Raw genomic sequence first — 13,940 nt, forward strand, 5'->3', positions numbered from 1 at the left:
GCACAACTATGGCAGGTCTGTCATTGGCTGCTCTGCGCAAACTGGCGCAAATCCAGGGTCATGGGCAACTCATCACTGATCGTCAGGGTCGGGACCTGAAGGGCCCCCGGACTGTGGCCAAGCCGGAAGAACCGCGCCATGCGCCGGCTCTCGGCTTCGTTGGCGTTGACCGGCAGGCTGTCGTAGTTGCGCCCTCCGGGATGGGCAACGTGGTACTGACAGCCCCCCAGGGAGCGCTGCATCCAGGTGTCGAGCAGATCGAACACCAGGGGCGCATGCACCCCGATGGTTGGCTGCAGGCAGTTGGCGGGCTGCCAGGCGCGGAACCGCACGCCGGCGACAAACTCGCCGACCCGACCGGTAGGCTGCAGCGGCACCGCGACCCCATTGCAGGTCAGCACATAACGCTGCGGCGCCAACCCCGTGAGCTTGACCTGCAGGCGTTCCAGGGACGAATCGACATACCGCACGGTACCGCCTGCCGCGCCCTCCTCGCCCAGCACATGCCAGGGCTCCAGCGCCTGGCGCAGCTCCAGTTCGATGCCGCTGACCGCATAATCGCCGACCTTGGGAAAACGAAACTCCAGGTGGGCGGCGAACCATTCGGCGCGCAACGCATACCCGGCGGCGTTGAGGTCCACCAGCACATCGGCGAAGTCCTGCTCGATAAAGTGCGGCAGCAGGAACCGGTCATGCAGCTCCGTGCCCCAGCGCGCCAGCTTGGCGGGCGCATAGGGTTCACGCCAGAAGCGCGCCACCAATGCCCGCAGCAACAGTTGCTGGACCAGGCTCATGCGTGCGTGGGGCGGCATCTCGAAGGCCCGCAACTCCAGCAGACCCAGGCGCCCGGTGGCACCGTCCGGCGAATAGAGTTTGTCGATACAGAACTCGGCGCGGTGGGTGTTGCCGGTGACATCGATCAACAGGTTGCGTAGCAGGCGATCCACCAGCCAGGGGGCACAGGCTTCACCCGGCGCCGGCATTTGCGCGAAGGCAATTTCCAGTTCGTACAAGGCATCGTTGCGCGCCTCGTCGACCCGCGGCGCCTGGGACGTCGGGCCGATGAACAGGCCGGAAAACAGGTAGGACAAGGACGGGTGGTTGTGCCAGTAGCTGATCAGGCTGCGCAGCAGGTCCGGACGACGCAGAAAGGGCGAGTCCGCCGGGGTCGCGCCACCCAATACAAAATGGTTACCGCCGCCGGTGCCGGTGTGGCGGCCGTCGATCATGAATTTCTCGCTGGTCAGGCGGGTCTGGCGGGCCTCCTCGTAGAGGAACTCGGTGCGCTCCACCAGCTCATCCCAACTGGCGGACGGCTGCACGTTGACCTCGATCACGCCAGGGTCCGGGGTCACCCGGAAATTGCTCAGGCGCGGATCACTGGGCGGCTCATACCCCTCCAGTAACACCGGGCAATGCAGCTCCTCGGCGGTGGCCTCGATGGCGCTGACCAGTTCCAGATAATCCTCAAGCCGCTCCAGTGGCGGCATGAACAGGTACAAGCGCCCTTCCCGGGCCTCGGCGCAGAACGCGGTGCGGGTCAACCAGTCGGCGGACTCGTCGAGTGCCGGCACACGCTCCTCGGCCACTGCAGGCGTGGCATGAGCTGCCAATTGTGCGGTGTCCGGCAGCGGCGGGAAGTCCTGGTTGGGGTCCTGCGGATGGATGAACGGGTACTCCGCGGCTTTCACCCAAGGCTGGGAGCCCAGTGGCAATCGATAGCCCAGGGGGGAATCGCCGGGGACCAACCGGCAATGCTCATCGCGCAGATACCAGCGCCCGCTTTGCCACTGGTCACCCTTGGCGGTGCGCGCCAGCGGCAGGACCTGGCCGATCACCTTGTCCAGGCCCTGGCTGAACACCTTGCGCAACCGTGCACGCTCCAGCGGCTCCTCCAGGCGCGGGTCTTCGGCGCTGACGTTCAGCGGCAAGTTGCCTTCGCGCCACAGGTAATAGAAGTGATCTTCGTAAGCGGGGAACACAAAGTGTGCGGGCAGTTTCAAGCGCTCGGCGACACTCGCCAGAAAACGCCCGGCCAACGCGCCATCCGCGCCGTAGTCCTGCTGCTCATCGGCTATCAAGGCACTGTTGTGCCAGACCGGCACGCCGTCACGCCGCCAATAGCAATTGAGTGACCAGCGCGGCAGTTGCTCGCCGGGGTACCACTTGCCCTGGCCGAAATGCACCAGGCCCTTGGGCGCGTAATGCTTGCGCAGGCGCTGGAACAGCTCGGCCGACAGCCGGCGCTTGTCCGGGCCGAGTGCGGCGGTGTTCCACTCGGCGCCATCCGGATCGTCGATCGAGACGAAGGTCGGCTCGCCGCCCATGGTCAGCCGCACATCGCCAGCCTGCAGGTCGCCGTCGATCTGCCGGCCGAGGGTCTGGATGGCCTGCCACTGCTCCTCGGTGTAGGGCTTGGTGACCCGAGGCGCTTCCCAGATCCGCTCCACCGACATTTCATGGCTGAATTCACACTCACAGGGTTCGACCAGGCCGCTGATCGGCGCCGCAGAGGACGGATCGGGACTACAGGCCAACGGAATATGCCCTTCACCGGCAAACAGCCCAGAGGTGGCGTCCAGGCCGATCCAGCCTGCACCCGGCAGGTAGACTTCGCACCAGGCGTGCAGGTCGGTGAAATCCACCTCGGTGCCGGACGGCCCGTCGAGGCTCTTCACGTCCGCCGTGAGCTGGATCAAGTAGCCCGAGACAAACCGCGCCGCCAGTCCGAGGTTGCGTAGCAGTTGCACCAGCAACCAGGCCGAGTCGCGGCATGAGCCGGACGCGTGCTCCAGGGTGTATTCCGGGGTCTGGACCCCGGGCTCCATGCGGATCAGGTAACCGATGTCTTCGCTCAGGCGCTGGTTGAGGGCCACCAGGAAATCCACGGCCGGCAGCGGCGTGCGCTCGATGCCCTGGAGGTAGGCCTTGAGCCTGGGCGTCAGCGGCAGGGTTTCCAGGTACGGCGCCAGTTCCTTGCGTTCGTCCGCGGCGTAGGCGAACGGAATGGTCTCGGCATAAGGCTCGAGGAAAAAGTCGAAGGGATTGAACACTGCCATTTCCGCCAGCAAGTCGACTTCGATGCGCAGTTGCTCGGTCTTCTCCGGGAACACCAGGCGCGCCAGGTAGTTACCCTGGGGGTCTTGCTGCCAGTTGATGAAGTGCTGCTCGGGCAGCACTTTGAGCGAATAAGAGAGGATCCGCGTGCGGCTATGGGCCGCCGGGCGCAGGCGAACGATCTGCGGGCCGAGTTCGACGGCGCGGTCGTAGCGGTAATGCGTGACGTGGTGCAATGCGACATGAATCGACACGGCGTGCCTCCTGCGAGCCAAAAGCGTACCGAGCACCGCGCAAGACTTATGCCATACAGCAGCGCTGGCGCTTTCTCCGGTTGCTTGAGGCAGTACAGCACCAAAATCGAGCGATGCGGGGAATTGCTTTGATGGCGCTGCACGCAAATGTGGCGCGGGATCTTTTTTCGGCCCAATGCAAAACGCCAACCCGAAGGTTGGCGTCTTGTTCTCGGCCGTCAGCGCTTAGCGCGGCACAACCGGCTTGCGCGCGGGCTTGGGCCCCTTGCCTTTGGCCGCGTCCTTACGCTCCTTGGCCGCCTGCTGGTTGCGGGCGAACGCCGCAGCCTTGGCCTGTTCACGCTTGTCCCACGGATTGCCACCGTCACTGGCACGCGGCGGCAGGCCGGTGTGCTGGGTGAGGATCTTGGTGGTCTTTTCCGTTGCCGCCACTTTATGGCTGCCCGCCGGCGTCGAGTTCTTGCGACGGGCGCTCTGGTAGCTGTCGGTCGCCGGCTGGTGCAGCGGGATCAACTGGTTCTTGCCCGGCCCGATCAGGTCGGCACGGCCCATGCGGGTCAGCGCTTCACGCAGCATTGGCCAGCCTTTCGGGTCGTGGTAACGCAAGAACGCCTTGTGCAGGCGACGCTGCTCCTCGCTCTTGACGATGGTCACGCCGTCGCTCTTGTAGGTGACTTTGCGCAGCGGGTTCTTGCCCGAGTGGTACATGGCGGTGGCGGTGGCCATCGGCGACGGGTAGAACGCCTGCACCTGGTCGGCGCGGAAACCGTTGCCCTTGAGCCACAGGGCCAGGTTCATCATGTCTTCGTCGGTGGTGCCCGGGTGGGCCGCGATGAAGTACGGAATCAGGTACTGTTCCTTGCCCGCTTCCTTGGTGTACTTCTCGAACATGCGCTTGAACTTGTCATAGCTGCCGATGCCCGGTTTCATCATCTGGTTGAGCGGACCTTCCTCGGTGTGTTCCGGGGCGATCTTCAGGTAACCACCGACGTGGTGGGTCACCAACTCCTTGACGTACTCAGGCGACTCGACCGCCAGGTCGTAGCGCAGGCCCGACGCGATCAGGATCTTCTTCACACCCGGCAACGCACGGGCGCTGCGATACAGCTGGATCAGCGACGAGTGGTCGGTATTGAGGTTCGGGCAGATGCCCGGGAACACGCAGGATGGCTTGCGGCACGCGGATTCGATTTCCGGGCTCTTGCAGGCGATGCGGTACATGTTCGCGGTCGGCCCGCCCAGGTCGGAAATGACCCCGGTGAAGCCTGGCACCTTGTCGCGGATCTCTTCGATTTCGCGAATGATCGACTCTTCGGAACGGTTCTGGATGATCCGGCCTTCGTGCTCGGTAATCGAGCAGAAGGTACAGCCACCGAAGCAGCCGCGCATGATGTTCACCGAGAAGCGGATCATGTCGTAGGCCGGGATCTTCTCCTTGCCGTACGCCGGGTGCGGGACACGGGCGTAGGGCATGCCGAACACGTAGTCCATTTCTTCGGTAGTCATCGGAATCGGCGGCGGGTTGAACCAGACGTCGACTTCGCCATGCTTCTGCACCAACGCACGGGCGTTGCCCGGGTTGGTTTCAAGGTGCAATACCCGGTTGGCGTGGGCGTAGAGCACCGCGTCGCCGCGGACTTTTTCCACCGACGGCAGGCGAATCACGGTCTTGTCGCGGGTCATGCGCGGGCTGGCCAGGATCTGCACGACCTTGGCTTCGCTCGGGTCTTCAACCGGCCCCTTCTCCTGCTCGATGGCGCAGGCCTGGGTGTCCTGGGTGTTGACGTACGGGTTGATGATCTTGTCGACCTTGCCCGGACGGTCGATGCGCGTGGAGTCGACTTCGTACCAGCCTGCGGGCGTGTCACGACGAATGAACGCGGTACCGCGCACGTCGGTGATGTCTTCGATCTTGTGCCCGTAGGACAGGCGCTGGGCGACTTCGACAATGGCCCGCTCGGCGTTGCCGTACAGCAGGATGTCGGCGCAGGCGTCGATCAGGATCGAGTTGCGCACCCGGTCCTGCCAGTAATCGTAGTGGGCGATGCGGCGCAGGGAGGCCTCGATACCACCGAGTACGATCGGCACGTTCTTGTAGGCTTCCTTGCAGCGCTGGCTGTACACCAGGCTCGCGCGATCCGGACGTTTGCCGGCCATGCCACCTGGGGTGTAGGCGTCGTCGGAACGGATCTTCTTGTCGGCGGTGTAGCGGTTGATCATCGAGTCCATGTTGCCGGCCGCGACGCCGAAGAACAGGTTCGGTTCGCCAAGCTTCATGAAATCGTCTTTGGACTGCCAGTTCGGCTGGGCAATGATCCCGACGCGGAAGCCCTGGGACTCCAGCAGCCGGCCGATGATGGCCATGCCGAACGAGGGGTGGTCGACGTACGCATCACCGGTGACGATGATGATGTCGCACGAATCCCAGCCAAGCTGATCCATCTCCTCCCTGCTCATTGGCAGGAATGGCGCTGGACCGAAACATTCGGCCCAGTACTTGGGATAGTCAAATAACGGCTTGGCTGTTTGCATGACGGTGACCGGTGTTGAGATGAAAAATCGCGGGGGCGGAATATAGCACAAATTTTGACCAATTCCGACGGTTATGGTCGGAAATAAATGGCGTAGCCATCGCGGGCAAGCCCGCTCCCACAGGGTTCACACTCAACCTATGGCAGCGGGCTTGCCCGCGATGAGGCCCTTTCAGGAACTACACCCTTATTCGTCGTCGAAATTGTAGCTGCCCGGCGCCAGGTTTTCGAAGCGCGTGTACTTGCCGATGAACGCCAGACGCGAGGTACCAATCGGGCCGTTCCGCTGCTTGCCGATGATGATCTCGGCGATGCCCTTGTGCTCGGTTTCCGGGTGATACACCTCATCCCGGTATACGAACATGATGACGTCGGCATCCTGCTCGATCGCTCCGGATTCCCGAAGGTCGGAGTTGATTGGCCGTTTGTTCGGTCGTTGCTCCAGGGAGCGGTTGAGCTGGGACAACGCCACCACCGGGCAGTTGAATTCCTTGGCCAGGGCCTTCAAGGAACGGGAGATTTCGGAAATCTCGTTGGTCCGGTTGTCGCCACCCGACCCCGGGATCTGCATCAGCTGCAGGTAGTCGATCATGATCAGGGCGACGTCACCGTGCTCACGCACCAGTCGACGGGTCCGCGCGCGCATTTCCGAGGGGCTGATACCAGCCGTATCGTCGATGAACAGCTTGCGGTCGTTGAGCAGGTTGACCGCCGAGGTCAGGCGCGGCCAATCGTCGTCGTCCAGGCGACCGGCCCGGACCTTGGTCTGGTCGATACGGCCCAGGGACGACAGCATACGCATGATCAGCGATTCGCCTGGCATCTCGAGGGAGTAGACCAGTACGCACTTGTCGCTGCGCAACACGGCGTTTTCCACCAGGTTCATCGCAAAGGTGGTTTTACCCATGGACGGACGGCCGGCGACGATGATCAAGTCAGCCGGTTGCAGGCCGCTGGTTTTCTCGTCGAGGTCGGTGTAGCCGGTGGACAGGCCGGTGATGGCGTTGTCGGTGTTGAACAGGGTGTCGATGCGATCGATGGCCTTGGTCAGCAGGTCATTCACGCTCACCGGGCCGCCGGTTTTAGGCCGGGCCTCGGCGATCTGGAAGATCTGCCGTTCGGCTTCGTCGAGAATCTCTTCCGCGGTGCGCCCTTCGGGGTTGAAGGCGCTGTCGGCAATTTCAGTGGCGATGCCGATCAACTGCCGCAACGTCGCCCGGGCACGAACGATCTGGGCATAGGCCTTGATGTTGGCCACCGAGGGGGTGTTTTTCGCCAGCTCACCGAGATAGCCGAGGCCGCCCACCTGGGAGGTCTGGCCTTCCTTGTCGAGCTGTTCGGCGAGGGTCACTACGTCGATCGGCGAGTTCTGGTCCGCCAGCTTGGCGATCGCACGGAAAATCAGGCGGTGGTCATGACGATAGAAATCACCGTCCGAGACCTGATCGAGCACGCGTTCCCAGGCGTTGTTGTCCAGCATCAGACCACCGAGTACAGCCTGTTCGGCCTCGATGGAATGCGGCGGCACTTTCAGCGCGGCGGTTTGCAGATCGTATTGCTCAGGAGCGGAGATATCGTTCATGGCCACTTGGAATTAGGTTGTAGAAAATCAGGAACTGCAGAAAGACAAAGGGCACGACCTGTAAACAGGATCGTGCCCGATGTTACCGGCAAGCACCCGAGGGTGCCAGCCGACAAGTGCTGCTTAAGCTGCTACCACGACAACGCGTACGGTGGCTTCAACTTCAGCGTGCAGGTGCACGGCTACGTCGAATTCACCTACGTTGCGGATGGTGCCGTTCGGCAGACGAACTTCGCTTTTTGCAACTTCAACGCCAGAGGCGGTCAGTGCATCAGCGATGTCGTGAGTACCGATCGAACCGAACAGCTTGCCTTCGTCACCGGCGGTGGCAGTGATAGTCACTTCCAGCTCAGCCAGTTGGGCAGCGCGGCTTTCAGCCGAAGCTTTTTTGTCTGCAGCCAGTTTTTCCAGCTCAGCGCGACGCTCTTCGAACGCAGCCAGGTTGGCAGCGGTCGCAGCGGTAGCTTTGCCGTAAGGCAGCAGGTAGTTACGGCCGTAACCAGCCTTAACGTTCACTTTGTCGCCCAGGTTGCCCAGGTTGGCGACTTTTTCCAGAAGGATCAGTTGCATGTGAAAATCCTCTTAACTTTTAACCTTCACCGTTCGCGCTATCGACGTCTTTCGGCGTCAAACGACCGCGAAAATCAATCAGGCTGTCGACAATGGCCAGGACCACCAGCAACGGATAGATCAGCTGCATAAACAGCAACAGCGTTACGTACAACCCCACCAGCCAAAACTTGGCCAGTCGCTTTTCAGCCACCAGCCCATGAATCAGGGCCAGCCCGGCGAACACCAGCGGTACGCTGCACAACGGCGTCAACATGGCCATCTGGGTACCGAAGTTCGGCCCCAGAAGCATGCACGCCAGCAGCAACATCGCCGGCCCCAGCGGGATTCGGATGGCGCGAAACTCGCGACCAAAACCACCGGGGTTGTACAACAACGCCTGCCAGTAGCGCCCGACAATCAGGCTCAGCACACTGACGATTTGCAACAAGGCCGCTATCAGGCCAGTCAGGACCGGTGCAATCAGGGCGGCGAGACGCGCTCGCTCCTCTACCGACAATTGCTGGTAGAGGTCACCGAGGGCCAGCGGCAGGATCTTGACCAGTTCCTGTGCCAGCATCTCGATGTGAGGGCGGTAAACCGCACCCAGCACCACCGAAAACACCACTCCCATCGCTACGCTGACCAGCAGCGTGCGGTTCCAGGACTCACTTGCGCGTAAAACCAACGCAAGGCCCGAGGATCCCAGCAGCACCATGAGTGCCCGTGGATCATCGGAATACAGCCACCAAATCAAGGCTGGCAGCATCCCCAGAGCAAGGACGCCCAGGGCGTCCTTCAATCCGCGCCGCAGCAGCACCAGGCTCCCGGCGGCAGCACCCAACCAATATAACAACGGCAATGCCGCGCATCCGGCCACTACGAGAGTGGCCTGCATACGGCCGCGCATGATGAACTCAGCTATGGCACGCATGCATTCAATCCTTTGCTACGTGTCGACTGCCCGGTCTCAGCGGCCGTGGCTGTCGGTGTAGGCCAGCAGGGCCAGGAAGCGGGCGCGCTTGATAGCGGTGGCCAGCTGACGCTGATAACGTGCTTTGGTACCGGTGATGCGGCTTGGAACGATTTTGCCGGTCTCGGATACGTAGGCTTTCAGAGTGTTGAGATCTTTGTAATCGATCTCTTTCACGTCTTCAGCGGTGAAGCGGCAGAATTTACGACGACGGAAGAAACGTGCCATTTGATAGGCTCCTTAAAAGGTCCGTGGATTACTCGTCAGCGTTATCGCTGTTGTCGCTGTCATCACTATCAGCGCTTTCGGCGCCTTCGTGCTCAGGACGGTCGCGACGCTCACGGCGCTCACTGCGGTTTTCTTCAGCCTTGAGCATCTCGGATTGGCCGGTAACGGCTTCTTCGCGACGGATGACCAGGTTACGGATCACTGCATCGTTGTAGCGGAAGTTGTCTTCCAGCTCGGCCAGGGCCTTGCCAGTGCACTCAACGTTCAGCATCACGTAGTGAGCCTTGTGAACATTGTTGATTGCGTAGGCCAGTTGACGACGGCCCCAATCTTCCAGACGGTGGATTTTGCCGCCGTCTTCTTCGATCAGCTTGGTGTAACGCTCAACCATGCCGCCGACTTGCTCGCTTTGATCCGGGTGGACCAAAAAGATGATTTCGTAATGACGCATGAATGCTCCTTACGGGTTGTAGCCTGCCGCTCAAAAGCGGTCAGACAAGGAGTGAATGACACTTATGGACTTGCTTGCGATAGACACATGCGTGCCTGCCGTCACAGCAAGGGGCGCAATTGTAGAGAAGGGACAGGAGAGGTGCAAGGATATTGGTGAATATTTGAACAGTTCGTTTGCGCGCTCATTTGCGCGACACCCCAAACCCCCTGTGGAAGCGAGGTCGCTCGCGATGGGAGCTCACCTTTAACACTTTTGCTGAATGTTACTCCGTCATCGCGAGCAAGCTCGCCCCTACAAGGGATCTGCAACAGCTCAGGACTTTTTGCCGGTCCCGGCAGCTTTTACGCTGCGCTGACGCTGGGCTTCGAACAGACAGACGCCGGTGGCCACGGACACGTTGAGGCTGCTCACGCTGCCGGTCATCGGCAAGTGCACCAGGTAGTCGCACAGGTCACGGGTCAGGCGACGCATGCCACTGCCTTCGGCGCCCATGATCAGGATCGTCGGGCCGGTCATGTCCTGTTGGTACAGGCTCTGCTCGGCTTCGCCCGCCGTACCGACCACCCACAAGCCACGCTGCTTGAGTTTTTCCAGGGTGCGCGCCAGGTTGGTCACAGCCACCAACGGAATCACTTCCGCGGCGCCACAGGCTACTTTTCGCACAGTCGGGGTCAGGGTCGCTGACTTGTCCTTGGGCACGATCACCGCCAGCGCACCGGCCGCATCGGCCGAGCGCAGGCAGGCACCGAGGTTGTGCGGGTCGGTCACACCGTCGAGCACCAGCAACAGCGGCGCGCCTTCGGTACGGTCCAGCAGCTCGTCGAGCATGGCCTCACCCCAGACCTGGCTCGGACTGACGTCCGCGACCACGCCCTGGTGCACGCCCTCGACCCAGGCATCCAGCTCACGACGCTCGGCCTGGCCGACCGCAACGCGGTTTTCGCTGGCCAGTTCGATCAGCGTCTGCACCCGCGGATCGCTGCGGCCTTCGGCCAGCCAGATCTGCTTGACGCGTTTCGGGTGGTGACGCAGCAATGCTTCTACCGCATGCACGCCGTAGATTTTTTCCAACTGACTCATGACTTGGCCTTAGGTTTACGTGCCCCGCCGCTTTTGGCTGGAGCCGAGCCCGCTTTTGGCGGACCCTTACGGTGTTTACTCGGTTTGGCTGGCTTGCCGCCGGTGGCCTTTTCAGGCGCCGACCGTCCGGTCTTTCCCCCAGACGCCGCTTTACCACCGCTTTTCGCTTCGGCCAGCAACGCCTGCTTCATTTCCCGGCTCTTGCGCACTTCGGCGTTTTTCGCCGCGGCATCGCTTGGGCGGTAGGCTTCGACGGCCTTTTCCTTGGCAGGACCACGACGACCGGTTTTCGCCGGTGCCGGCTCTGCGGCGGTCTTGGCAGCCGGAGCGGCGGTTTCGCTGCCGCGCTTCTTGCGGCCGATCGGCGCGCTGATGGTTTTTTCCGCCATCTCGAAGTCGATCTTGCGCTCGTCCAGGTCAACCCGCATCACGCGCACTTCGACGGTGTCGCCGAGGCGGAAGCTGCGACCGGTACGCTCACCGGCCAGGCGGTGGTGCACGGGGTCGAAGTGGTAGTAGTCGCCCGGCAATGCGGTAACGTGGACCAGACCTTCGACATAGATATCGGTCAGCTCGACGAACAGGCCAAAACCGGTCACGGCAGTGATCACGCCCGGGAACGACTCACCTACGCGATCTTTCATGAACTCGCACTTGAGCCAGTTCACTACGTCACGAGTGGCTTCGTCGGCGCGGCGCTCGCTCATCGAGCACTGCTCGCCGAGCTGCTCCAGCGTCGCTTCGTCGTACGGATAGATACGCGCTTTCGGAATGGTCATCGCGCCAGCACGCTTGACGTGCGGGGTGTTCATTTTCGAGTGGATGACACTGCGAATCGCCCGGTGCGTGAGCAGGTCCGGGTAACGGCGGATCGGCGAGGTGAAGTGGGTATAGGCTTCGTAATTCAGGCCGAAGTGGCCCTGATTGTCCGCGCTGTACACCGCCTGGCTCAACGAGCGCAGCATGACCGTCTGGATCAGGTGGAAATCCGGGCGATCCTTGATACCGGCCAGCAAGGCCTGGTAATCCTTCGGCGATGGACCGTCCTTGCCTTTGTGCAGGGACAGGCCAAGCTCGCCGAGGAAGGCGCGCAGTTTTTCCAGGCGCTCCGGTGGCGGGCCATCGTGAACACGGTACAAGGCAGGAATCTCGTGCTTCTTGAGGAACTCGGCGGTGGCCACGTTGGCCGCCAGCATGCACTCCTCGATCAGCTTGTGCGCATCGTTACGCACAGTCGGGCGGATTTCCGCGATCTTGCGCTCGGAACCGAAGATGATTCGGGTTTCCTGGGTTTCGAAATCGATGGCGCCACGCACGTGACGAGCGGCCAGCAACACTTTGTACAGCGAGTAGAGCTGCTTGAGGTGCGGCAGGACGTCGTTGTACTCGCCGCGAAGCTGACGCGCCTCGGAGAGTTTCGGCGTTTCCAGCATCGCGCTGACTTTGTTGTAGGTCAGGCGGGCATGGGAGTGGATCACCGCTTCGTAGAAGCAGTAGTCGGTCATTTCGCCGGACTTGGAGATGGTCATCTCGCAAACCATGGCCAGGCGATCGACATGCGGGTTCAGGGAGCACAGGCCGTTGGACAGTTGCTCAGGCAGCATCGGGATCACGCGCTCGGGGAAGTACACCGAGTTGCCGCGAACCTGGGACTCGTTGTCCAGGGCCGAACCGATCTTCACGTAGCTGGAAACGTCGGCAATCGCCACGTACAACTTCCAGCCGCCGGAGAACAGACGCAGCTTGCCGGGCTTGGACTCGCAGTAGACGGCGTCATCGAAGTCGCGGGCATCTTCGCCGTCGATGGTGACGAACGGCAGATGGCGCAGGTCGATGCGCTTCTCTTTGTCCTTCTCCTCGACTTCTGGCTTGAGCTTGGCCGCTTCCTTGAGGACCGCCTCTGGCCAGACATGAGGAATGTCGTAGGTGCGCAGGGCGACATCGATTTCCATGCCCGGCGCCATGTAGTTACCCACGACCTCGACCACGTCGCCTTGCGGCTGGAAGCGTGGGGTTGGCCAGTGGGTGATCTTCACTTCAACGAATTGACCGATCTGGGCGTTGGCGTTGCGGCCCGGGGTCACCAGCACTTCCTGCTGGATCTTCGGGTTGTCGGCGACGACAAAGCCAATGCCGCCTTCTTCGAAGTAGCGGCCGACGATGGTTTCGTGAGCACGCGACACCACCTCGACGATCATGCCTTCGCGACGCCCGCGACGATCCAGGCCGGACACGCGCGCCAGGGCACGGTCGCCGTCGAACACCAGGCGCATTTGCGCCGGGCTCATGAACAGGTCGTCACTGCCGTCATCCGGTACCAGGAAGCCGAAGCCGTCACGGTGACCGCTGATGCGGCCAAGGATCAGGTCTAGCTTGTCCACCGGTGCGTAGGTGCCACGACGGGTGTAGATCAGTTGAGCGTCGCGCTCCATGGCGCGCAAGCGGCGGCGCAGGGCTTCGATCTGGTCTTCCGTGGTCAGACCAAACTCTTCGACCAGTTGCTCGCGGTTAGCAGGCGAACCTCGATCAGCAAGGTGCTGAAGGATCAGTTCGCGGCTAGGAATAGGGTTTTCATATTTTTCCGCTTCACGAGCGGCCTCGGGATCGAGGGACTGCCAATCGGCCATTAGAGAGTTTTCACCTTGTCTATATGCGGGTTAGTTTGGCATAGGCGTAATGAAACGGGAAATTTCAGGCTACTGAACGCCGTAAATGCCCTTTCCTGCCGCCGGAATCCGACCACCCGGCAGTATTCGCAAAATTTTCCCTGTTTTTTTGATATCAGGGGTTTACAGTTAAAAGGACGCTCCGTATAGTGCGCGCCATCGACGACGTACAGCGTTGCCGATACTGCCCAGATGGTGAAATTGGTAGACACGCCAGCTTCAGGTGCTGGTGACCGCAAGGTCGTGGAAGTTCGAGTCTTCTTCTGGGCACCAATTACGAGCTTGAGATTAGTTCAATTTCAAGGCTCACACAAAAACCCGCGAAAGCGGGTTTTTGCATTTTAGCGGTTTGATTTAATTTTATTAAATCAGGGGTTTACAGATCAAACAGCGCTCCGTATAGTGCGCCACATCAACAGCGGCAACGTTGTCGATACTGCCCAGATGGTGAAATTGGTAGACACGCCAGCTTCAGGTGCTGGTGACCGCAAGGTCGTGGAAGTTCGAGTCTTCTTCTGGGCACCAATTCAAATTCAAGGTCGATGATCTTGAATCTCACAAAAACC

At 61.3% G+C, this 13,940-nt stretch carries 9 protein-coding genes and 2 tRNA genes; 2 read left to right on the forward strand and 9 right to left on the reverse strand.

Going from position 1 to position 13,940, the window contains the following annotated elements; all coding sequences use genetic code 11:
- Nucleotides 1-20 precede the first annotated feature (20 nt).
- The 9 genes from Q1W70_RS07550 to rnr form a co-directional block, all read right to left on the reverse strand.
- Nucleotides 21-3,311: a transglutaminase family protein gene (locus tag Q1W70_RS07550; protein ID WP_302098727.1), complete on the reverse strand. Its 3,291-nt coding sequence runs from the start codon at nucleotides 3,309-3,311 to the stop codon at nucleotides 21-23.
- Nucleotides 3,312-3,536: 225 nt separating this feature from the next.
- A complete protein-coding gene (locus Q1W70_RS07555; RefSeq protein ID WP_166589841.1) occupies nucleotides 3,537-5,843 on the reverse strand; it encodes a YgiQ family radical SAM protein in 2,307 nt (768 codons plus the stop codon).
- A 186-nt stretch (nucleotides 5,844-6,029) separates the two neighbouring features.
- Entirely contained in the window at nucleotides 6,030-7,424 is a 1,395-nt protein-coding gene (dnaB, locus tag Q1W70_RS07560) for a replicative DNA helicase (protein WP_017336265.1), read from the reverse strand.
- A 123-nt stretch (nucleotides 7,425-7,547) separates the two neighbouring features.
- Nucleotides 7,548-7,994 carry a 50S ribosomal protein L9 gene (gene rplI, locus Q1W70_RS07565; RefSeq protein ID WP_095169562.1) on the reverse strand — a complete coding sequence of 149 codons (447 nt, stop codon included), beginning with the start codon at nucleotides 7,992-7,994 and terminating at the stop codon, nucleotides 7,548-7,550.
- 19 nt (nucleotides 7,995-8,013) lie between these two features.
- A complete protein-coding gene (locus tag Q1W70_RS07570) occupies nucleotides 8,014-8,907 on the reverse strand; it encodes a YybS family protein (RefSeq protein WP_166589840.1) in 894 nt (297 codons plus the stop codon).
- A 36-nt stretch (nucleotides 8,908-8,943) separates the two neighbouring features.
- Nucleotides 8,944-9,174, reverse strand: a complete 231-nt coding sequence (rpsR, locus tag Q1W70_RS07575) for a 30S ribosomal protein S18 (protein WP_002551829.1) — start codon at nucleotides 9,172-9,174, stop codon at nucleotides 8,944-8,946.
- 28 nt (nucleotides 9,175-9,202) lie between these two features.
- Complete coding sequence (gene rpsF / locus Q1W70_RS07580; RefSeq protein ID WP_003217491.1) at nucleotides 9,203-9,625, reverse strand: 30S ribosomal protein S6; 423 nt, start codon at nucleotides 9,623-9,625, stop codon at nucleotides 9,203-9,205.
- A 315-nt stretch (nucleotides 9,626-9,940) separates the two neighbouring features.
- Entirely contained in the window at nucleotides 9,941-10,708 is a 768-nt protein-coding gene (gene rlmB / locus Q1W70_RS07585) for a 23S rRNA (guanosine(2251)-2'-O)-methyltransferase RlmB (RefSeq protein ID WP_095169564.1), read from the reverse strand.
- Entirely contained in the window at nucleotides 10,705-13,335 is a 2,631-nt protein-coding gene (gene rnr / locus Q1W70_RS07590) for a ribonuclease R (protein ID WP_166589839.1), read from the reverse strand. Before rnr ends, rlmB begins: the two co-directional genes overlap by 4 nt.
- Before the next feature lie 225 nt (nucleotides 13,336-13,560).
- Here rnr and Q1W70_RS07595 point away from each other — a divergent pair.
- Nucleotides 13,561-13,647, forward strand: a tRNA-Leu gene (locus Q1W70_RS07595).
- A 165-nt stretch (nucleotides 13,648-13,812) separates the two neighbouring features.
- Nucleotides 13,813-13,899, forward strand: a tRNA-Leu gene (locus tag Q1W70_RS07600).
- Nucleotides 13,900-13,940 lie beyond the last annotated feature (41 nt).

Origin of the sequence: Pseudomonas kielensis (assembly GCF_030505375.1) — a bacterium.
GTDB lineage: Bacteria > Pseudomonadota > Gammaproteobacteria > Pseudomonadales > Pseudomonadaceae > Aquipseudomonas > Aquipseudomonas kielensis.

Bases quoted from the DNA above. Each gene is read 5' to 3' on its own strand.
- Q1W70_RS07555 (WP_166589841.1), bottom strand. From the start codon at position 5,843: ATGCAAACAGCCAAGCCGTTATTTGACTATCCCAAGTACTGGGCCGAA.
- dnaB (WP_017336265.1), bottom strand. From the start codon at position 7,424: ATGAACGATATCTCCGCTCCTGAGCAATACGATCTGCAAACCGCCGCG.
- rplI (WP_095169562.1), bottom strand. From the start codon at position 7,994: ATGCAACTGATCCTTCTGGAAAAAGTCGCCAACCTGGGCAACCTGGGC.
- Q1W70_RS07570 (WP_166589840.1), bottom strand. From the start codon at position 8,907: ATGCGTGCCATAGCTGAGTTCATCATGCGCGGCCGTATGCAGGCCACT.
- rpsR (WP_002551829.1), bottom strand. From the start codon at position 9,174: ATGGCACGTTTCTTCCGTCGTCGTAAATTCTGCCGCTTCACCGCTGAA.
- rpsF (WP_003217491.1), bottom strand. From the start codon at position 9,625: ATGCGTCATTACGAAATCATCTTTTTGGTCCACCCGGATCAAAGCGAG.
- rlmB (WP_095169564.1), bottom strand. From the start codon at position 10,708: ATGAGTCAGTTGGAAAAAATCTACGGCGTGCATGCGGTAGAAGCATTG.
- rnr (WP_166589839.1), bottom strand. From the start codon at position 13,335: ATGGCCGATTGGCAGTCCCTCGATCCCGAGGCCGCTCGTGAAGCGGAA.